The sequence below is a fragment of the Companilactobacillus futsaii JCM 17355 genome (assembly GCF_001435505.1).
Classification (GTDB): domain Bacteria; phylum Bacillota; class Bacilli; order Lactobacillales; family Lactobacillaceae; genus Companilactobacillus; species Companilactobacillus futsaii.
This window is the reverse complement of sequence record NZ_AZDO01000139.1, coordinates 119152-138900: the sequence shown is the minus strand read 5'-3', so window position 1 is coordinate 138900 and position 19749 is coordinate 119152. Positions and strand designations below refer to the sequence as shown.

Sequence of the window (19749 nt, the reverse complement as noted above, 5' to 3'; positions counted from 1 at the left end):
ATCTATTATCCTCCTAATTTCGAAAAAAATTCAAAAAAGTTTAAAAAAAAGCTTGCTAGACCTTATTTATTATTGTATTATATTTCTTGTGCTTGAGAGAGCAATACATAAATAAATATTTATGACCCGTTGGTCAAGTGGTTAAGACACCGCCCTTTCACGGCGGTAACATGAGTTCAAATCTCGTACGGGTCATTTTGGAGGATTAGCTCAGCTGGGAGAGCATCTGCCTTACAAGCAGGAGGTCACAGGTTCGATCCCTGTATCCTCCATTCCAAAAAATAAAACATCTAACTTCGGTTAGATGTTTTTTTGTGTAATAAAAAAGGATTTTTCAGAAAATCCTTAAATAATTAAAACTAAGTTTCCAATCACGCGATAAACTAAATTTGATTGATTGAAATTCTTGAAGAGTTTCAACAAGGACATGGAAACTACGAAAATGACTATGATAAGAGCTGTCCAGAAACTAATATAGTTCATTAAGAACAAAATTAGACTTAAACCTGAAATAGCTATTAGTTCAATATAATCAAATTTAGTGCCCTCAAAATAGTTAATCAGAACTGTTGCCAAGTTAACTAGCAATAAAGGAACTACGAAGGTTACTGAGATAAAATGCATATAAGTAAAAGCAATAGAGATGGACATAAAACTAGGAACGATAAAATTTTCTACTAATGAAGTGAAATTTTGATTATTAGCTGGTAAATATCTCATTAAGTATAAGAAAGCTAACTGAGAAAATATCAAAATAATAACAAAAATATTTAATGATCTCAGTGAAAGAATTGCTAATAATAAGTAAATCGCACTGTATAAGATGTGAAAATATTTGTTAGGATTCAATTTTAAGATGAATTCTTTGTATAAAGCTACCATAGCTACCATGATAATCAGGAATCCATGTAAGGAATAATTGTGTAAATCATGTGTAAAAATAAAGATGAATGGAAAAATATGATAACTAATAAATTCAATAAAGGTTGCGAGTAATTTTTTAGAGTTTAACTTATCCATAGCGACTCCTTTTAGTTATAAAATCATATTAATGTAGAAAAACTTTATCGTCAAATTGATTTTTTTCATGAAAACCAATTAGTTTTGTGTTAATCTATTAAAAGGTTCCTGATGGGATCCTTTTTTATTTTAAAGGAGAAGCCCTGTAACCGAAAAGGTGGAAAAGATATGTCAAAAAATTATTTATTTACTTCTGAATCAGTTTCAGAAGGACATCCAGACAAAGTTGCTGATCAAATCAGTGATTCAATTCTCGATGCAATTTTAACGAAGGATAAAGATGCACGTGTTGCTGTTGAAACTACTGTTACAACTGGTTTAGTTTTAGTTGTTGGTGAAGTTTCTACTACTGCATACGTTGATATTCAAGCAGTTGTTCGTAAGACAATTACAGATATCGGCTATGATGGAACTAACCCTGGTTTTGATGGTAACAGTTGTGCCGTTTTAGTAGCACTAGATGAACAATCTCCTGATATTGCTCAAGGTGTTGACGATGCTTTGGAAGAACGTGGTAACGATGATAAAGATCCATTGGATCAAATCGGTGCCGGTGACCAAGGTTTTGTTTTCGGATTTGCAACCAATGAAACTAAAGAATTTATGCCTTTACCAATCTCTCTAGCTCATAAGTTAATGAGAAAAACTGCTGAAGTTAGAAAGAACCATACTATCCCATACTTGATGCCTGATGCTAAGTCACAAGTAACAATCGAATATGATGAAAATGATCATCCTGTTCGCGTGGATACAATTGTTTTAAGTACTCAACACAAAGCTGAGGCTAGTTTGGAACAAGTTCAAAAAGATATCAAGAAGTACGTTATCGACGAAGTTGTTCCTACAAACATGATGGATGACAAGACTAAGATTTTGATCAATCCTACAGGTCGTTTCGTTATTGGTGGACCAGAAGGTGATTCCGGTCTTACAGGACGTAAGGTCATTGTTGATACATACGGTGGTTTTGCACGTCACGGTGGTGGTGCCTTTTCAGGTAAAGATGCTACTAAAGTTGACCGTTCAGCAAGTTACGCCGCTAGATACATTGCTAAAAACCTTGTAGCTGCTGGTGTTGCTGAAAAAGTTGAAATCCAAATTGCTTATGCTATCGGTGTAGCAAAGCCTGTATCAATTCACGTTGATACTTTTGGTACTAGTGATTTTGATGAAGAACAAATTGAAGCAGTTATCAACAAATTCTTTGATCTTCGTCCACTAGGTATTATTAAAATGTTGGATCTACAAAGACCAATTTATAAGAAGACGGCTGCATACGGTCACTTCGGACGTACAGATATCGATTTACCTTGGGAAAAACTTGATAAAGTTAATGATATTAAGAAATTCTTGAATATTTAATCGGTGATTACAGAGGCGTTCTTAAAGGTAAACTTTAGGAAGGTCTCTTTTTTTATGGGAGGAATTAGTTAATGGCACAGAATAAACAATCAAATGTCGTAATTGTCACGATTGCTGTTTTCATTGCAACATTCATGACAGCGATTGAGGGAACAATCGTTTCGACAGCTATGCCAACAATTATCGGCAGTTTGCATGGGGTTAGTTTGATGAATTGGGTTTTCTCGATTTATTTACTAATGACTGCCGTAGCAACGCCAATTTATGGAAAACTATCAGATATTGTCGGTCGTAAGCCGATACTTTTGATAGGTTTAGTGATTTTCGTTATCGGATCAACATTGTGTGCGATGTCTAATTCGATGCTGACCTTGATCTTAGCACGTGTAATTCAAGGTATCGGTTCTGGGGCGATTCAGCCGTTGACTTTCACAATTATTGCTGATATTTATCCACTTGAAAAAAGAGCTCGTATCTTAGGTTTAAATGGATCAGCCTGGGGAATTGCAGCCGTTATTGCACCGTTATTAGGTGGTTTCATTGTTGAACAATTAAGTTGGCATTGGATCTTCTTGATCAATCTGCCTGTGGGATTGCTAACCATGGCGTTGATCTGGTTCTTCTTTAAAGAAGAAAAAAGAGAACATCAAAAAATTAAGATTGACTATGTTGGAACAGTTTTATTAGTACTAGTTTTGTTGCCATTGATGCTTGCTCTACAAAATATTGGTAGTAATAATGTTTTCTTGCCAATTGGTTTGGTCGTTATATCAATCATTTCTATTTTTGCCTTTATTAAAGTAGAAAGACATGTGAGTGATCCAATCTTACCATTGGGATTGTTCAAGAATAAAACATTCGTGATTCAAAACTTAATGGCTTTATTAGTTAGTGGTTTTTTAATTAGTTTTGAAGCTTACATTCCAACTTGGATGCAAGGAATTTTAGGATTGAGTCCATCCATGGGTGGATTTGCAGTTACACCTAGTTCAATCGTTTGGATTTTTGGATCGTTTTGGGCTGGAACGTTAATCAAAAAAATGGCACCTAATCGTGTCATTTACATTAGTTTGTTTTTCTTGTTTGTTGGTAATGGATTATTATTGTTGGCTAATCTAACGACGCCATTTTGGTACTTCTGTATGTTAGCTGGAATTTTAGGTTGTGGTTTTGGATTGACAATCACTACAACGACTGTCACTTCTCAAACGGTTGTCGAACCAGAAAATGTGGGTGTCGCAACTAGTTTTAATACTTTAGTCAGAACAATTGGTCAATCAATGATGGTTTCTGTCTGTGGAATCGTTTTGAATACAGCTTTAGCAAAAGGTGCGGCTGAAAATAGTAATATTTCGGTTGATATGATGAATAAATTGATTGATCCACAAACAGCTAGTTCCTTGCCACATCAACTTTTACCCAAAATGCGACAAATTCTTTTTTCAGGATTGCACAATATTTACGTAGCAGGTCTTGTACTATTATTGATAGGGTTAATTTTTAATGCCTTTGAACTTAAGAATAAAAAGATTCTTGGTTCTGAACAAGAGAGTATTGAAGGTTAGGATGGTCGCTGCCAAGAGATATCCGCCAAAGACATCACTAGGGTAGTGAACGCCTAAGAAAATTCGACTATATCCAATCAAGATAACTGTTAACACACAAATTGTACTAATGATAATTTTGGTACTGATTTTTTTAAAAATGATCAGACTAATAATCAAAAGTGAAATGTATAGGGCAAAAGAACTAGCTGAATGTCCGCTTGGGAAACTAAATCCACCAGCGTAAACATAGTGATGGTGACTTGGACGTGGACGTTTGACAATAATTTTTATTAAACTATTAACACCAGCGATGATTACTTTATTGAGAACGAGATAAATTCCGGCATAATAATACTTTTTGAGAATCAAAATTAAAAAGATGATTGCGGTTACAGTAATCGTTGGGAAAGTGTCGCCTAAATTTGTAATATTAGAAAAAAGACGAATCGTCAAATTGTTATGATGATAAATCTGATTGATAAAAAATTCGTCAAAACTCTTGATAAAAGTGGCTTTGGTGGCCACATTAATAGTCCAGAAAATAAATAAACCTAAAAGAAATAAATTTAAAACAGATATTTTTGCAGATATTTTCATATTTTTTGATCTCTCTATTGTTTAAGTTTTTGTTAAGAAATATAATAAAGTATAAAGATTTTGAGGGAGAGCATATCTATGGTTATTACACGTTATGAACGCAAACTCGAAGATAGCCGTTTGACTAGATTAAATAATAAAAAAGCTAAGAACGCAAACTTACGAAGAAATTTGACGCTTCTTGGGTCAAGTATGTTCGTTGGTACCGCAGTTGCCGAAGTAGGATTCTCAAAACCTACAACAGTTAAGGCTGAAGCATTGTCTGTCAATAATTTGTTAAATCAAAATATTGCAACAGGTACAGTAACTCCAGTTAGTTCTAAAGGAATCGGCGATGAACAATTTATCGATTATATTGGTAATTCTGCTCGTAAGCTTGCTTCCAACAATGATTTGTACGCTTCGGTCATGATTGCCCAAGCTATGGTCGAAAGTGGCTGGGGAACTAGTGGCTTAGCTAGTGCACCTAATTACAATCTCTTTGGTATTAAAGGAGATTATGACGGCGAATCAGTTAATATGGGAACTCAAGAAGATGATGGATCAGGTAATTTGTATTCCATCAGTTCTAATTTTAGAAAGTATCCTTCCTACAAGGAATCATTGGAAGACTATGTTTCATTACTTCGAGGTGGAACTAGTGGTGATTCACAACTCTATGCAGGTGCTTGGAAGAGTAATACTACATCGTACAAAGATGCAACTAAGTATTTGACAGGACGTTATGCGACGGATACAACTTATGCTGATAAACTTAATAATATGATTGAAAAATATCATTTAACGCAATTTGATACAAATGCTTCAGATAAGGATCAAACTTATACGGTCGCTCAAGGCGATACCTTGCAGTCAATTGCTGATAAATTTAATATGTCGGCAGAAACTTTGATGAGTTTGAACGACTTGAAGACTGACAATTATATTTATCCGGGTAAAACTTTGACTGTGACAAAGATTATTGGCAATGAAGAAAATAATGTTTCTGTGACTAATTTGTCTAACAAAATTTCAGATGACACTGGTAATGTTGGCGATGCATATGGTGACCAACAAGCTCCTGTCTTTGTACAAGATGAACGTGATGGCGTTAAGAAGTATGTACCATCTAACGATGATTATACTTCCACGATCAATGTTCAAAATGATTACAGTTCCAATGATTCTGATAGTGATAGTCAAAATAAATCAGTAACTGTGCAAAGTGGTGATACGATCGATTCAATTGCCACTCAAGCAGGTACTTCAATCGACAACATTAAACAATTAAATAATTTAAATTCAGATTTATTGGTTGTCGGACAAACATTATTGGTATAAGATATAAAGCAACGGAAGTAGTAGATTATAAAAATACTTTTCAGAAAGCGCATGGGGATGTGAATGCGTAGATTTTTATATTCGAACTCGTCCACTGATAATAGTTGCCGAACTTTTAGTAAGTGACTACGCTTGATCCTCGTTAAGGATTTCGAGAGTCACATGAAAGTGTGGAACTTAGGTGGTAACGCGATAATTCGTCCTATGATTATATTTATATAGTCATAGGACTTTTTTTATAGGAGGAAAAATATGTACAATCACAACACCGTTGAGAAAAAATGGCAAAAGTACTGGAAGGAACATGATACTTTCAGAACTACTGAAGACCCAAATAAGAAGAACTTTTATGCCTTGGATATGTTCCCTTATCCATCAGGTCAGGGTCTTCACGTTGGACATCCTGAAGGATATACAGCTACTGATATTGTAGCTAGAATGAAACGTGCTCAAGGATACAATGTTTTACATCCAATGGGTTTTGATGCATTTGGACTACCAGCTGAACAATATGCTATCAATACTGGTCACAATCCAGCTGAATTTACAGAAAAGAACATTCAAAATTTCAAACGTCAAATCAATTCATTAGGTTTTTCATATGATTGGGACCGTGAAGTTCAAACAACTGATCCTAAGTTTTACAGGTGGACCCAATGGATCTTTGAACAAATGTACAAAAAAGGTTTGGCTTACGAATCAGAAACTTTGGTTAACTGGTCACCAGATTTAGGTACTGTTGTTGCTAACGAAGAAATCATCGACGGTAAAACTGAACGTGGTGGATTCCCAGTCGTTAGAAAGCCTATGCGTCAATGGATGTTGAAGATCACAGCTTATGCTGACAGATTGTTGGATGACCTTGACGATATTGATTGGCCAGAAAGTATCAAGGAAATGCAAAGAAACTGGATTGGCCGTTCAGTCGGAGCACAAATCACTTTCCCAATTGCTGACTCAGATGATTCAGTCAATGTCTTTACAACTCGTCCTGATACTATTTTTGGTGTTGAGTACATGACTTTGGCTCCAGAACATAAGTTAGTCGATAAGATTACAACTCCAGAACAAAAGGCTGCAGTTGATGCTTATAAAGAGGAAGTTTCTCACAAGTCAGATCTTGATAGAACTGATTTGAACGACGAAAAGACTGGTGTTTTCACTGGTGCTTATGCTATCAATCCTGTAAATGGTAAGAGAATTCCTATTTGGATTTCTGATTATGTCTTAGTTACTTATGGTACAGGCGCTGTTATGGCCGTTCCTGCCCATGATGATCGTGACTTTGCCTTTGCTAAGAAATTTGATTTGCCAATGACACAAGTTATTGAAGGAAATCTCGAAGATGGTGCTATTACTGGTGAAGGTAAGCACATCAATTCTGACTTCTTGGACGGCTTGAACAAAGAAGATGCTATCAATCGTGCGGTTGAATACCTTGAAGATAAAGGCTTTGGTGAAAAGAAAGTTAACTATCGTCTTCGTGATTGGGTCTTCTCTCGTCAAAGATACTGGGGTGAACCAATTCCTGTTATTCACTGGGAAGACGGTACAACTTCACTAGTTCCAGAAGATGAATTGCCATTAAAACTTCCTGAAGATTCTGATATTAAGCCTTCAGGTACAGGTGAAAGCCCATTAGCTAACTTGACGGATTGGGTCAATGTGGTTGATAAGAACGGTCGTAAGGGCCGTCGTGAAACTAATACAATGCCACAATGGGCTGGTTCATCATGGTACTACTTGAGATATATCGATCCACATAATAATGAAAAACTTGCCGATTATGACTTGTTGAAGCAATGGTTGCCAGTTGATCTATATATTGGTGGTGCAGAACATGCCGTACTTCACTTGTTGTATGCAAGATTCTGGCACAAGGTCTTGTATGATTTGGGTGTCGTACCAACTAAAGAACCATTCCAAAAACTATTCAACCAAGGTATGATTCTTGGTAAAGGTCACGAAAAGATGTCTAAATCAAAGGGGAATGTTGTTAACCCTGATGATGTTGTTGAATCTTATGGTGCTGATACTTTGAGAACTTATGAAATGTTCATGGGTCCTTTGGATGCTTCAATTGCTTGGTCAGAAAATGGTTTGTCCGGTTCAGCTAAGTTCTTGGACCGTGTTTGGAACTTGTTCATCAATGACGATGACTACAGCACGATTCGTGAAGGTTTCTTGACTGATACGAACGATGGTAAATTGGACAAAGTTTACAATGAAACAGTTAAGAAAGTAACTGAAGACTTCGACGTTTTGCATTTCAATACTGCTATTTCACAAATGATGGTCTTCGTCAATGAAGCTCATAAGGTTGATACAATGCCAAAGGCTTACGCTGAAGGACTTGTTCAATTGTTAGCTCCAATCGCACCACATATGATGGAAGAGTTGTGGAGCAAGTTTGGTCATGATGAATCAATTTCATATGCTAAATGGCCAACATATGACGAAAGTAAGCTAGTTTCTGATACAGTTGAAATTATCGTGCAAGTTAATGGTAAACTTCGTGATAAGCTTGAAGTTGCTACTGACACTGATAAAGCTAAATTAGAAGAATTAGCTAGAAATGATGAAAAGGTTCAAAAATTCATTGATGGTAAGAATATCGTCAAAGTGATCGTCATTCCTAATAAGATTGTTAATATCGTAGTTAAATAGGGTAAAAGAAAAGGCTTCGGATTATTCCGAAACCTTTTTTTGTTGCAACGAAGAAGTAAGTTCTTTATTATCTTGTCTGAGATGATAAAAATAATGAAAAATTTGTTTGATTGCTATGAATAATTGCATGATGCAGAACTGTGGGTGAGTTGTATTAAAACGGCTTACTTCCGAAACAACAAATTCATTCTAACATGAATTAATCTTCAAAAAGCTTTACAATTTTATCGTTCTGTAAAATTAGTAATACTTGTGTAAATAAATTTGCAATTTGCGTAATTTAAGAGTAATTTAAAATTTTTATGATAAGAACTTTGCTATAATTAAATGGATAGTTTTTAAGGTGGTGCAAGTTTTGGGCGTAAATAAAAGCCAAGAAGAAGTAATGCCAGTTTTAAACCCTGAATCTTCGCAAGATACGATGTTGAAAGGTTCAGCTTGGATGACAGCCGGCAGTATTTTTTCTCGTATTTTGGGAGCAATATATATTATCCCATGGATGGCCTGGATGGGGTCTGATTATCCAGCAGCTAATGCATTGTTCGCAAAGGGATACAATATCTATAGTTTATTCCTGATTGTTTCGACAGCAGGAATTCCTGGAGCAATTTCTAAACAGATTTCACATTACAATGCGTTGGATCAATATGCAACTGGGAATAAATTATTCAAACATGGTCTCAAAATTATGACCTTTATGGGTGTTATTTTTGGAGCAATCATGTTCTTTGGAGCGCCCCTCTTGGCAGTTATGTTTACTGACGGCGATCCTAGAAGTATTCCAGTTATTAAATCATTAGCGGTAGCCGTTTTGATTATTCCTATTTTGAGTATTTTAAGAGGATATTTACAAGGATATTCTGATATGGCTCCATCGGCTATTTCACAATTTATCGAACAAATAGCTCGTGTTATTTATATGTTGATAGCAACTTATATGATCATGATAGTAAGTAAGGGTAGCTATATTAATGCCGTTGTTCAATCGACCTTTGCGGCTTTCATCGGTGCTGCTGTGGCAATCGTTATTCTGATTTTAGCAATTTTAAAACGACTGCCAAAATTAAGAAGTTTGTCTCGTAATGGTAAACCTGTTGCAAATGTTAATGAAAATAACTTTACTCGCGAAATTTTCCAACAAGCATTGCCATTCATTATCTTGGATGCAGGGATAACATTTTTTAACTTGTATGATCAATCAACGTTTAATCAATTTATGAGATTATTCGTTAATGCAAGTGGAGCACAATTAGATAATTACTACTCATTGTTTGGTTTTCAAGCTAATAAACTAATCATGATCATTGTTTCATTATCTACCGCTATGGCCGTTACAGCGGTACCAATCCTATCTGGATTGTATTCGAAGGGCAATAAAGAAAAAATCGAAAATCAAATTTCTAATACTTTGGAATTGTTCTTCTTCATTATGATTCCCGCATCATTAGGGATGTATGCAGTGGCCCAACCATTATGGACAACATTTTATCGTTATGACGCTTTAGGTGTTTTGATGTTGCAATTCTCATCAGTTATTTCTATATTACTAGGATTGTTCACCGTTTTGTCAGCCGTTTTACAAGCGTTATATCGAAATCGTTTGGCTATTAAGTATTTTGTTTATGGATTTATCGTAAAGGTAGTTGTGCAATTGCCAATGATTTGGTTATTCCATGAATTTGGACCACTAGTTGCTACAAGTATTGGTATGGGTGTTGTTTGTTGGCTTATGTTGGCAAAATTACATGCAATTTATCCATTCAATACTGGCCGGATTTCGAGAAGGATTAGTGGAATCATTTTATTCTCCCTGATAATGTTTGTTTCAGTATTACTAGTAAATTGGATCGTGTTCCATTTTGTTGGTAATTCAGATCGAATTATCAGTGTAGTAGTGTTGATTCTAGAAGCAGGCTTAGGTGGAGTTATTTACGGATATTTAGTTTTGAAAACATCTTTGGCCAATAAAATCGTTGGTTCAAGAGTTGATCGTATCAGACAAATCTTAAGAATGAAATAAAAAAAGCGTGATTGAATTCAGAGTCAAAAATAGCATCTATTCAGATGTAGTCGATTAACGGCTGCCGTTATCTGAATAGATGCTTTATTTTTCTTTTGAACTAAATTTAGCCATATACTTAGGAATTTTTTCAATAATTGAAGAAGGTAAGATGACATAATTTTTCTCGTTTAATTTATCACCGATTTCACTGTGTAGAAATAGGGACGCTTGAACTGTCTTTAAGGAGAAGCCAAATTGAGCGACAAATCCAGCAATGATGCCGGTTAAAGTATCTCCCATACCGCCAGTTGCCATACCAGGATTTCCCACAGTAATTTTTGAAACTTGGTCATGATAGTAAATTTCTGATTGATGCTTCTTTAAGACCAACAGTGCATCAGGATTTAATTCATGTAAATTAGTTTTATTATTTAGTTCAATTTGTTCAGTGATTGCTAAGTTAGAAAGTCGTTGCCATTCACCTTGGTGTGGTGTCAAAATAATGTTTGCTGTTGTTTGGAGTGGAATTTTTTCATCGGCAATGATTGTTAAAGCAGAAGCATCAAGGATTACTGTTTGATCTGTTTTAGTATTGTTCAAGACGGCTTTAACTAAACCTTTAGCAATGGTTGAAGTTCCTAAACCTGGGCCAATGGCGATGACTTGATTATTGATAATGCCCGTTAATAAGGCTTTTTTATCGTGATAGTCAATGGTCATGGCTTCAGGAATTTTGACGTTGATAGCAGTAAATTTTTCGGGTGTTGTAGCGACAGTTACTAATCCAGCACCACTGTGAATAGCTGCACTACTACACATGACTGCGGCACCACCAAATTGAGTAGAACCTGCAATGATGAGAACTTTGCCGTAATTTCCTTTATATGATTCGGGATCACGTGGAGTGATAACTTGACTCAAAACATTTTTACTAATTTTTTCCATTACAACGACCTCCATTTGTAGTATCATTTTCATTGTAATCTAATTGAGAGATTATTTGTATTATTTGCCGCTGTGGCGGAATTGGCAGACGCGCAACGTTCAGGTCGTTGTATGGTTTTCCATGTATGGGTTCGAATCCCACCAGCGGTATAAAAAATAATAGAGCTAGGACTGCAGTTAAACAGTTCTAGCTCTATTATTTTTTAGAAATCTTTTTCACCTAAAGCATGTTGAGCAGCAACGTTTAAAATGCTCCATTGTCTGTCAAAGCCAGGTTGGAAGAAGAAGTCAGCATCTGCTAAATCTTCAACCGTTAACTTGTGTTGAATTGCCAAGGCCAAGACGTTTCCTTGAGCAGTGATGTCATAAGTTGAAAGAACGGCACCGCCTAGTAAAACGTGTGAACTTGGATTGAAGAATAATTGGACATAAACTTCTGGATTATCTTTTCCAGCAGGAACATAAGCCGGTCTTAAGCTACCAGTATAAAATGATTTAGCAACTTCAACGTTGGAACGTTTTGCAGTGAAACTGTTGAGACCACTTTCTGTGAAGTGATAATCAAAGACGCTCAAAGCTGAAGAACCAACGACACCACCAAATGGTAGAGCAGGTTTCTTTTCAAATAGATGCTTTACAACGTATCTGGCTTCACGACGAGCGACGGTTGCCAAAGCGATAGGAACATGATTGTCAGCTGGAATTGAGTAAGCCAGAGTAGCATCTCCAATAGCATAAACATCAGGCAAGTTAGTTTGTAGATATTCATTAGTTTTGATCCAACCACGATCGTCAAGGTCGACAGTTCCTTTGAGCCAATCAGTATTAGGTTGTACACCAGCTGCTTGAATGACTAGGTCACTTGGAATTTCTTCTTTATCAGTTTTCACTGCTGTGACTTTATCAGAACCTACATATTCCTTGATGTTAGCTCCAGTAATAACTTTGACACCTTTTTCCTCAAGATGTTTAGCTAAAATGTCTGTCATTTCATGATCCAGATAAGTACCTAGTGGACGATCGATAACATCCATCAACGTAACGTTTTTACCAGCTTTGACACTGGCTTCAGCAGCTTCAATACCAATGTATCCAGCACCAACCACGGTGATATTCTTAACATTAGTATCTTCTAGCTTAGCTTTGATGTTAGTTGCCCAGTCGTAACCACGCATTAAATAAACATTTTTAAGGTCGTTTCCAGGAACAGGAATTGACTTAGGTGTAACACCTGAACTTAAAATCAACTTATCGTAAGGATATTCTGTCTGACTGTTATCTTTTGTATCGATGACAGTAACACTCTTTTTATCAGCATTGATTTTAGTAACTTCGTGATTGTTAAGGATTGAAACATTCTTATCATCAGCAAAATCACTTGGAGCAAAATTACGAACATCATTGACGTCGGTGACGCTGTTTTCTAGATAAAGTTCCATCCCACAGGACATGAATGAAACGAAATCTCCAGCTTCAAATAATTTAATATCCACGTCATCATAACGTTTTAATAATTCCAAAATTGATTGATGGCCACCGTGTGAGGCACCCACAATTACTACATTAGTCTTTGACATAAAAAACCTCCGTATGATTAGAAAACTTGTTACAAATACAGACTAATCTTTAATTTGAATTGTGTCAAAGGATAAAATTAGTTGACATTTGTAAATAAGTTAGTCTTAACTAAAAAATCAATTTTGATAAAATTTCAGTGAGATTTTTTGAGGATACAACGTGTCCTTCTTGATTGAGGATTTTTTCGATTGTTTGTCTGGTGTCTTGTTCTTTAAGTTTTTTTAAGTATTGAAATCCTAGAACGGTTAAGCCGTTGAATTTAATTAAAGTCACGTATTTGAGAGGGCTGACGACAGCTGAAATTAGACCGTCATTTATCATATTAAGTGTCATATCTTGGATATTTTGGATCAAAAAAGAATTGGGTTCGTCACTGGCAATATAATTCTTAACAAATTGATAGTGTTGAGATTCGTCAAGCAGAGCTTGGAGATCTTTAGGATTTTTATCGGCGATGATTTCTAATATCATCTTGTACATATCGAAATCGTTCATGCATTCACAACCTTTCTACTAGCATTATAAATTAAATCTGTCTTAGCAATGTGAAAATTTTGACGTTTTGTATAATTAATTTTAGCGAATTATTTGCACAAAAGCCCCTAAAAACGCCATAATTAAAGATAGAAATCAATTTAGGAGATCGTAATTTATGATAAAGGAATTCAAAGATTTTATTAGTCGCGGCAATGTTATGGACTTGGCCGTTGGTGTAATTATGGGTGCTGCTTTTACAGCTATTGTCCAATCTTTAGTAAGCAACTTGATCAATCCGTTGATTGGTTTGTTCTTAGGTAAGATTGACTTGAGTAGTTTAGTTTTCAAAGTAGGGGATGCAACCTTCAAATATGGGACGTTCATTGAATCTATCATTAACTTCTTGATTATCGCCTTTGTAGTGTTCTTGTTAGTTAAAGTGATGAATAAAATTATCAAGGGTCGCGAAGAAGAAGCTGAACCAGAAGAAACTAAAGAAAACGAAATGGTCATGTATCTAAAGAAGATTTCTGAAGCTTTGGACGAAAAAAAAGATAATTAAAAAAGCGAAACTAGAGTGATATCTAGTCTCGCTTTTTTAGTAGACACGTTTGAAGACTTCACACAAACAAGGAATTTCATCATTGAATTCTTTGCCAGCAGCTTGATATTCCTTTTTGAAAAAGTCAGTATGTATTTTTCGCCAGTAGTCTAAAGTTTGATTGCCTTCACCTTCATGGTAAGCGTGTTCAGCACTGACATACTTAAATGGAACAACTTCAGTAACCAATGTTTCAGTGATACAAAGTGGGTTCTCATCACCATCTAAAATGATGTTGTAATCACCAACTTGGGGCATGTACTCATTTGGTTCATACAAGTCATAGGCAGAAGTTGTGGCGGTTTTTATGCCGTCATAAACTAAATGCGCTAATTTGTATGGTTCGCCACCGAAAGTTGTAATATCTCCTAGTGGGTAATAGAGCGAGTTTTTATCACGCAAAAAATTGAACCAATAATCTTGGATTTTTTCTTTATCCATACTGGGACACCTCATAATATCAATATATTTTTATTAAAACATAACTTAACAAAAAACCACAAACTCAAATTGAATTTGTGGTTAAAAATTACTGAACTGAATCAACTGTTTGCCAAGTCCAATGACTGACATATTTTCCACTCGAAGCGCCGTTTTCGTTAGATCTGAATCTGATTTTGAGGTTTTTTAAAACATCCTCAGTCAAATTAGTCTTGTATTCCCATTGAGGACCAGTTTTTTGCGCTGACTGGCCGATAATCAAATCATTGCCATTGATGAGTTTATCTTTCCAGTAAACATCGTGAACTAAGGCTTCTTTAGGAATTTCAATTTTAGTATCTGGTTTATCAGGAATATCGATATTGGCTAAACTATCATCACCGCCACCTTGGTCATTATGTTCTTCTTCTTTATAGAATTTATCCATTTTTAGACTAACCGAGATAGGAGGAGCATCTTGTTGACGGTAATCACCTAAAACAATTTTGCCTTCTTTAATAGTTGGTTTGACGGGAGTGCCACCAGTAGGAGAAACTGCTAGAGTTCCAAAGTCGATTTCTTCCGGTGCTGATAAGGTTAGACCTCCAGGAACATGTTGGAAGTAGAAACTGTCAGTACCGACGAGGCCTTCTTCATCGACGATTTTAAAAACGATTTTATTTTTGTCGAAGTTATTGCAACAAGAAATATCTAAGCCATCAATATCACCGATGTTTTGTTTTCCTAAAGTAGGATTGGGGATATTTTCACGAATGATTTTTTCGTCGTAATTGTTGATTTGATAAGAAATATACTTGATTTTTTCACTATTTTTATCGGACCAAGTTCCCTTAATGTCGATTGATTCACCGTAGACCTTATAAGGGTCTTTAGAAGTTGCTCTTGGAGAAGTTACATCAATTTGGGGTTCATTGGTAACTGGTTTACTGATTTTTAAGACGTGTTCTTGCATTTGTGAACGATGACCTTCTTTATCGACCATGTAGAATCGAATCGTATGCATACCAGAATCTAAACCTTTTAACGGTAAATTAACTTTTGTGATGTCATTGAGTTTACCGTTAAAAGCGTCCTTTTGAGATTGAAAACGATTAAAGAGAATTTGTTCATCTTCAGGATCCTCACTGTCAATTGAGTAATACATCGTAACATCAGTACTATCAAAATCATACCAGGTACCAGTAATTGGTAATTTACCCTTATTATTTTGGAATTCTTTGTCGGAAATGATTTGAGGGTTGTCGTTGGTTCCGTGTAAATCTAGTTCGAAGACAGGGTTAAAAGTTGTCCCTTTGACATCAATTTGCGATTCATATTCCAATTTGATAGTTTGACCAGTCAATAAGTCCCTAGGGGATGTTCGCATTGTTAAACCGGCATCCCAAGTCGGGTCATTTTCTTTAACTCCCAGGCGACCGCTAACATCTTCTCTGCCAAGATCTCCTTTATCCCAATCTGAAAAAGCATTATAGAGGTGTTCTGCAACGTATGGTGAGCGATAGCCAGGTATATCGTCGTTGAAAAACTTTGTCGGTTTGGTACCACCTAATAAACTCCATGTGTGATCGTCTTTTCCGACTTTCCATGGGTAATATCTTTCGTTAGAGGAACCAATAACTTCAATTAGTCCCGGACTGTGCATGAATCCTTTGGTAGCAATATAAGATTTACTTGAAGAACGACCGGCCCAACCAGCAGGACCATTTTCACGATTTAGATAATAAGTAGTTCGAACTTGATTGTCTCCAGATTGCATGTACATTCCACGATGATTACCTAATGCGCGCAATTTTACATAGTTACCGATTCCTTTACCGCGGTTATCTTTAATTTCTTGATTATCTTTATTTAAGGAAAGATCATGATTGGAAAGACCTACGAAGTTACCAAAAGCATATTTTCCAGTATTTTTAAAAGCAATTTTTGTTTGTACGCGTCCAACCTTGTTGAAACTCAATTTAATAGTAGTAGTGATTTCTGGATTATTGCGACCTTTTTTATAGGCATAAAAGGCTTTTTGATGAAAAACCATTTTTTGTTCTTCCAATCCAGTTTGTGGATTAGTCCGATAATAAAATTTGGGCGTATCTAGCATAGCATAGCTTTCACCAATTTTATTGGGGCCACTAACACCTGGAACGCCAATACCATCACTTTTAACAACATAGTTGTATAAATTATTTGAAGTATAACTACGTGAAGAACCAATCGATCGATCTTCAATACCACGTGGTTTTCCTTTCAATCCCATGTCGATAATTGGAATCATGTCATAGTCGTTTTCTTGATGATCACCGTAGTGGTCAGTATAAATGTGATTACCTTTTGCTTTAATGCCATCTTCAATTCGGCTGCCCTTACTTGCGTACAAAACAGCAGTTCCCGGAGTAGTTAAACTATCGATTCGTGATATTCCACGAGGGCTAAAAGCATCACTGATCGACATCTTTTGGATAGCGTAGTTATAATCACCAAAATATAAAAGTGGACGAGTACTAGATCCATCACTATGTTCAAGAATAGGGCCTTCGCTGACTTTTAACATTTCCGAGAAGACCCAACCAGATTCATCTTCATCATCAGTTGGAATAGCAATATCTCTGGTTTGATTCGTATCGTTGACATCATAATTAAAAATTTCTTCGCCGTCTGTTTTATGAACAGATAAGGTAAATGATTTTTGATTATTAACGAATAATTTAAAAGAGATTTTATTTGGATTTAATTTGACGGTAGTTTCATTTTTCTCTAAATCATCTAAAACATTGTCTTCACCAAGTTCCTTTTTTAGAGCTTCGATATCGAGAACATTTTTTTCAGTGGTTTTTAAAACTAATTCTTTTTGATCTTCAAGAATGTAGCTGACAATTATTTCGGTATTATCCTTGTGTGGGAAAACTTGAGCAACGTCAGCGTCAGTTACAGAAGTATCAGTTGTTTCTGCTTTAACAGAAGTAGTGCTGAATAATAACAAGAGACTACTGATTAAAATTAATAATAATAAGCTATTCTTTTTCATAAGATTCCTCCCATATACAACTTTGAAATCTTATCATTTTATTAAGAACTGACTAATTCAAAAATTTAAAATTGAGTTTTTGAGAAATGAACTATGATTTATGAAAAAGAAAATAAAAAATATTAACCAACTCTCTTATTTGAGGTTGGTTAATATTTTTTTACTTTTTTATTTATGCTTGATTGGTAGTTCAACAACGAACTCACTGCCGTGGGGGAGATTGTCACGAACGAAGATATGTCCCTGATGGTTAGCAACGATTTGTTTAGCGATTGCCAAGCCCAGTCCGTGTCCGCCACTGCTTTGATTTCTAGACTTGTCGACACGGTAAAATCTACCGAAGATTTTTTTCTTATCACTGTCATTAATACCAACTCCAGTATCAGAAATGATGAACTGATATTTAGAACCTTCAACTTGATCGTAAATTTTAATAGTGCCATTTTTAGGAGTATATTTGGTGGCATTGTCTAATAAGATTATCAGTAATTGTTTAATTTTATTGCGGTCTAAATATAAAGTGGGTTGATGATTGAGATTGATTTGAAAGACTTTTGATTGAGAATTGATAATATCTTTGAATGGTTCAATTGGATCTTTTAAAAATAATTGTGGTTTAGTATATTCGAAATTCAATTTGGTCGTAGCTTGGTCAAAACGGGCTAGATCCAGAAGATTGTTAGTTAAAGAATTAAGACGACTAACTTCATCGAGAGAAACAGAAATAGCTTCTGCTTCGTCGATGATTTTTTTATTTGGCTTTGTCAACATGTACTCGAGTTTTCCTTGAATGATGGTCAAAGGAGTCCGCAATTCGTGGGCTGCATCATTGACGAATTCGGTTTGTTGCTTCCAAGATTTGACGATTGGCAACATATTGATGCGAGCTAAGAAATAGGAAATCACCAAAGCTATGATCCAAAAGATGAAGAAAGTTAGGATTAAGATTTTTTCAAAATTCTTCATTGTCTGAATCTGAGTATCAATATTTTGCATGATCAAAACATAATGACCAGCATACATAGGATTATTATTATTTTTGGAAACTTTTATTAAAACTGAACGGAAATTCATATTATGAACAACGATGGTTTGTTTTTTATTAATATTTTTTTTATTTAAATTGATGTTTTTCAAAACCGAATAGCGATTACCCAAGCTACTTTTATTCAATAATTTACCGTTATCATCAAAAACTAAGATTGAAGCTTGAAAAGGCATCTTTGGATTAGGTTTATTTTGTTGGACGGGATGGTCGGGTCCAGGATTAGGATCGGTTTGTTTTTGTATGTTAGGTTGTTTTTTGACGGAAGCAACTTGTTCGCGCATATCTTTATCGATGCTTTTGTAAGTTGATGATTGAAACAAATTAAAGATAATGAATCCTAAGGTTAAGAACAAAACAGCAAAAGAGGCCATGATTGATAAGAATAGTTTGAACTGTTGGCGGCGAGTAATTTTAGATTGTTTAGACTTCAGTTTCATCTTGGAAAATATACCCAACGTTTCTGATAGTTTTAATTAAATTATCGTTTTGAGATGGTCGTAGCTTTTTACGCAAATTACTCATATAAACTTCAACAACTGTGATGGAAGTATCAGAATCAAAGCCCCAAATGCGTTCAAAGATTTGATCTTTAGTCAAAATAGTATTCTTATTCTGCAATAAGTAGACTAATAAATCATATTCTTTGCCATTTAAAGCAATAGTTTCGCCGTCACTGGTAGTTTCGTGAGTGTTCAAATTAACTTCAAGATTTCTGATTCGCAAAATAGAGTCGTCTGCTAAAGTACCACTTCGTTTGAGAAGTGCCTTGACCCGAGCCAGTAATTCTTCACGATGGAAAGGTTTAGTTAGGTAGTCATCAGCGCCGAGATTGAACCCATGAACCTTGTCGTCGATGTCAGCCTTGGCAGTTAAAATCAGTACCGGCGTGTTGATTTTATCTTTGCGGATATTCTTTAAAACATCATAGCCATTCATTTCCGGCAACATAATATCTAAGATTATCAAATCGTAGACATCCTCGGTTGCAGCAAATTTACCGCTCAAGCCGTCACTTTCAATATCAACTTGTGAAAAGTCACTTAAAAAGGCAGCAATATTATTAGCTAAGTTTTCATCGTCTTCAACTACTAAAATTCTTATATTATTTGACATTTTGTACTCCTT

15 protein-coding genes, 3 tRNA genes, 1 riboswitch and 1 other annotated feature are annotated in these 19749 nt (G+C 35.4%); of the genes, 9 read left to right on the top strand and 9 right to left on the bottom strand.

Annotation, left to right across the window (positions count from 1 at the left end; translation table 11 throughout):
* Window positions 1-123: 123 nt before the first annotated feature.
* Window positions 124-195, top strand: a tRNA-Glu gene (locus FC88_RS11270).
* A 4-nt stretch (window positions 196-199) separates the two neighbouring features.
* Window positions 200-272 (top strand) — tRNA-Val (locus FC88_RS11265).
* Between the two features lie 73 nt (window positions 273-345).
* Here FC88_RS11265 and FC88_RS11260 read toward each other — a convergent pair.
* Complete coding sequence (locus FC88_RS11260) at window positions 346-1020, bottom strand: hypothetical protein (protein WP_057815696.1); 675 nt, start codon at window positions 1018-1020, stop codon at window positions 346-348.
* A gap of 92 nt (window positions 1021-1112) precedes the next feature.
* Window positions 1113-1191, top strand: a riboswitch (SMK box riboswitch).
* Here FC88_RS11260 and metK point away from each other — a divergent pair.
* Together metK and FC88_RS11250 are read left to right on the top strand one after the other, a co-directional pair.
* A complete protein-coding gene (metK, locus tag FC88_RS11255) occupies window positions 1189-2382 on the top strand; it encodes a methionine adenosyltransferase (RefSeq protein ID WP_057815694.1) in 1194 nt (397 codons plus the stop codon). Its footprint overlaps the riboswitch before it by 3 nt.
* Before the next feature lie 71 nt (window positions 2383-2453).
* The gene (locus FC88_RS11250; RefSeq protein ID WP_057815691.1) at window positions 2454-3947 is read left to right on the top strand and encodes an MDR family MFS transporter; all 1494 of its coding nucleotides are present in this window, start codon (window positions 2454-2456) and stop codon (window positions 3945-3947) included.
* On the opposite strand, the gene FC88_RS11245 is transcribed toward FC88_RS11250, so the two are convergent.
* Entirely contained in the window at window positions 3876-4526 is a 651-nt protein-coding gene (locus FC88_RS11245; protein WP_057815690.1) for a phosphatase PAP2 family protein, read from the bottom strand. The genes FC88_RS11250 and FC88_RS11245 overlap by 72 nt on opposite strands.
* A 78-nt stretch (window positions 4527-4604) precedes the next feature.
* Here FC88_RS11245 and FC88_RS13315 point away from each other — a divergent pair, with 78 nt between their 5' ends.
* The 3 genes from FC88_RS13315 to FC88_RS11230 all read left to right on the top strand — a co-directional run bounded on the left by FC88_RS13315 (window position 4605) and on the right by FC88_RS11230 (window position 10533).
* Entirely contained in the window at window positions 4605-5846 is a 1242-nt protein-coding gene (locus FC88_RS13315; RefSeq protein ID WP_057815688.1) for a glucosaminidase domain-containing protein, read from the top strand.
* Window positions 5845-6054 (top strand) — a binding site (T-box leader). (Overlaps the previous gene by 2 nt.)
* 44 nt (window positions 6055-6098) lie before the next feature.
* Complete coding sequence (leuS, locus tag FC88_RS11235; RefSeq protein ID WP_057815687.1) at window positions 6099-8513, top strand: leucine--tRNA ligase; 2415 nt, start codon at window positions 6099-6101, stop codon at window positions 8511-8513.
* A 385-nt stretch (window positions 8514-8898) separates the two neighbouring features.
* The gene (locus FC88_RS11230) at window positions 8899-10533 is read left to right on the top strand and encodes a putative polysaccharide biosynthesis protein (RefSeq protein ID WP_057815735.1); all 1635 of its coding nucleotides are present in this window, start codon (window positions 8899-8901) and stop codon (window positions 10531-10533) included.
* Window positions 10534-10617: 84 nt separating this feature from the next.
* On the opposite strand, the gene FC88_RS11225 is transcribed toward FC88_RS11230, so the two are convergent.
* Window positions 10618-11460, bottom strand: a complete 843-nt coding sequence (locus FC88_RS11225; RefSeq protein WP_057815682.1) for an NAD(P)H-hydrate dehydratase — start codon at window positions 11458-11460, stop codon at window positions 10618-10620.
* Between the two features lie 66 nt (window positions 11461-11526).
* On the opposite strand from FC88_RS11225, the gene FC88_RS11220 reads away from it, so the two are divergent.
* Window positions 11527-11610, top strand: a tRNA-Leu gene (locus FC88_RS11220).
* Window positions 11611-11663: 53 nt separating this feature from the next.
* On the opposite strand, the gene FC88_RS11215 is transcribed toward FC88_RS11220, so the two are convergent.
* Together FC88_RS11215 and FC88_RS11210 are read right to left on the bottom strand one after the other, a co-directional pair.
* A complete protein-coding gene (locus FC88_RS11215) occupies window positions 11664-13037 on the bottom strand; it encodes an FAD-dependent oxidoreductase (protein WP_057815680.1) in 1374 nt (457 codons plus the stop codon).
* Between the two features lie 109 nt (window positions 13038-13146).
* The gene (locus FC88_RS11210; RefSeq protein ID WP_057815678.1) at window positions 13147-13533 is read right to left on the bottom strand and encodes a hypothetical protein; all 387 of its coding nucleotides are present in this window, start codon (window positions 13531-13533) and stop codon (window positions 13147-13149) included.
* 157 nt (window positions 13534-13690) lie between these two features.
* Here FC88_RS11210 and mscL point away from each other — a divergent pair, with 157 nt between their 5' ends.
* Window positions 13691-14077, top strand: coding sequence for a large-conductance mechanosensitive channel protein MscL (gene mscL / locus FC88_RS11205; RefSeq protein WP_057815672.1), 387 nt, complete (start codon window positions 13691-13693; stop codon window positions 14075-14077).
* A gap of 36 nt (window positions 14078-14113) precedes the next feature.
* Here mscL and FC88_RS11200 read toward each other — a convergent pair whose 3' ends face one another.
* The 4 genes from FC88_RS11200 to FC88_RS11185 form a co-directional block, all read right to left on the bottom strand.
* Window positions 14114-14557 (bottom strand): ASCH domain-containing protein, encoded by a 444-nt coding sequence (locus FC88_RS11200; protein WP_057815670.1) that lies wholly within the window; start codon window positions 14555-14557, stop codon window positions 14114-14116.
* 88 nt (window positions 14558-14645) lie between these two features.
* On the bottom strand, window positions 14646-17576 hold the full coding sequence (locus tag FC88_RS11195) for a hypothetical protein (RefSeq protein ID WP_057815669.1): 2931 nt from the start codon (window positions 17574-17576) through the stop codon (window positions 14646-14648).
* Between the two features lie 168 nt (window positions 17577-17744).
* The gene (locus FC88_RS11190; RefSeq protein ID WP_057815667.1) at window positions 17745-19061 is read right to left on the bottom strand and encodes a sensor histidine kinase; all 1317 of its coding nucleotides are present in this window, start codon (window positions 19059-19061) and stop codon (window positions 17745-17747) included.
* On the bottom strand, window positions 19045-19737 hold the full coding sequence (locus FC88_RS11185) for a response regulator transcription factor (RefSeq protein ID WP_057815665.1): 693 nt from the start codon (window positions 19735-19737) through the stop codon (window positions 19045-19047). The genes FC88_RS11190 and FC88_RS11185 overlap by 17 nt, the downstream gene beginning before the upstream one ends.
* Window positions 19738-19749: the final 12 nt, after the last annotated feature.

Bases quoted from the DNA above. Each gene is read 5' to 3' on its own strand.
- FC88_RS11200 (WP_057815670.1), bottom strand. From the start codon at position 14,557: ATGGATAAAGAAAAAATCCAAGATTATTGGTTCAATTTTTTGCGTGAT.
- FC88_RS11225 (WP_057815682.1), bottom strand. From the start codon at position 11,460: ATGGAAAAAATTAGTAAAAATGTTTTGAGTCAAGTTATCACTCCACGT.
- FC88_RS11230 (WP_057815735.1), top strand. From the start codon at position 8,899: ATGCCAGTTTTAAACCCTGAATCTTCGCAAGATACGATGTTGAAAGGT.
- FC88_RS11260 (WP_057815696.1), bottom strand. From the start codon at position 1,020: ATGGATAAGTTAAACTCTAAAAAATTACTCGCAACCTTTATTGAATTT.
- FC88_RS11185 (WP_057815665.1), bottom strand. From the start codon at position 19,737: ATGTCAAATAATATAAGAATTTTAGTAGTTGAAGACGATGAAAACTTA.
- FC88_RS11250 (WP_057815691.1), top strand. From the start codon at position 2,454: ATGGCACAGAATAAACAATCAAATGTCGTAATTGTCACGATTGCTGTT.
- leuS (WP_057815687.1), top strand. From the start codon at position 6,099: ATGTACAATCACAACACCGTTGAGAAAAAATGGCAAAAGTACTGGAAG.
- metK (WP_057815694.1), top strand. From the start codon at position 1,189: ATGTCAAAAAATTATTTATTTACTTCTGAATCAGTTTCAGAAGGACAT.
- FC88_RS11190 (WP_057815667.1), bottom strand. From the start codon at position 19,061: ATGAAACTGAAGTCTAAACAATCTAAAATTACTCGCCGCCAACAGTTC.
- mscL (WP_057815672.1), top strand. From the start codon at position 13,691: ATGATAAAGGAATTCAAAGATTTTATTAGTCGCGGCAATGTTATGGAC.
- FC88_RS11215 (WP_057815680.1), bottom strand. From the start codon at position 13,037: ATGTCAAAGACTAATGTAGTAATTGTGGGTGCCTCACACGGTGGCCAT.
- FC88_RS11210 (WP_057815678.1), bottom strand. From the start codon at position 13,533: ATGAACGATTTCGATATGTACAAGATGATATTAGAAATCATCGCCGAT.
- FC88_RS11195 (WP_057815669.1), bottom strand. From the start codon at position 17,576: ATGAAAAAGAATAGCTTATTATTATTAATTTTAATCAGTAGTCTCTTG.
- FC88_RS11245 (WP_057815690.1), bottom strand. From the start codon at position 4,526: ATGAAAATATCTGCAAAAATATCTGTTTTAAATTTATTTCTTTTAGGT.
- FC88_RS13315 (WP_057815688.1), top strand. From the start codon at position 4,605: ATGGTTATTACACGTTATGAACGCAAACTCGAAGATAGCCGTTTGACT.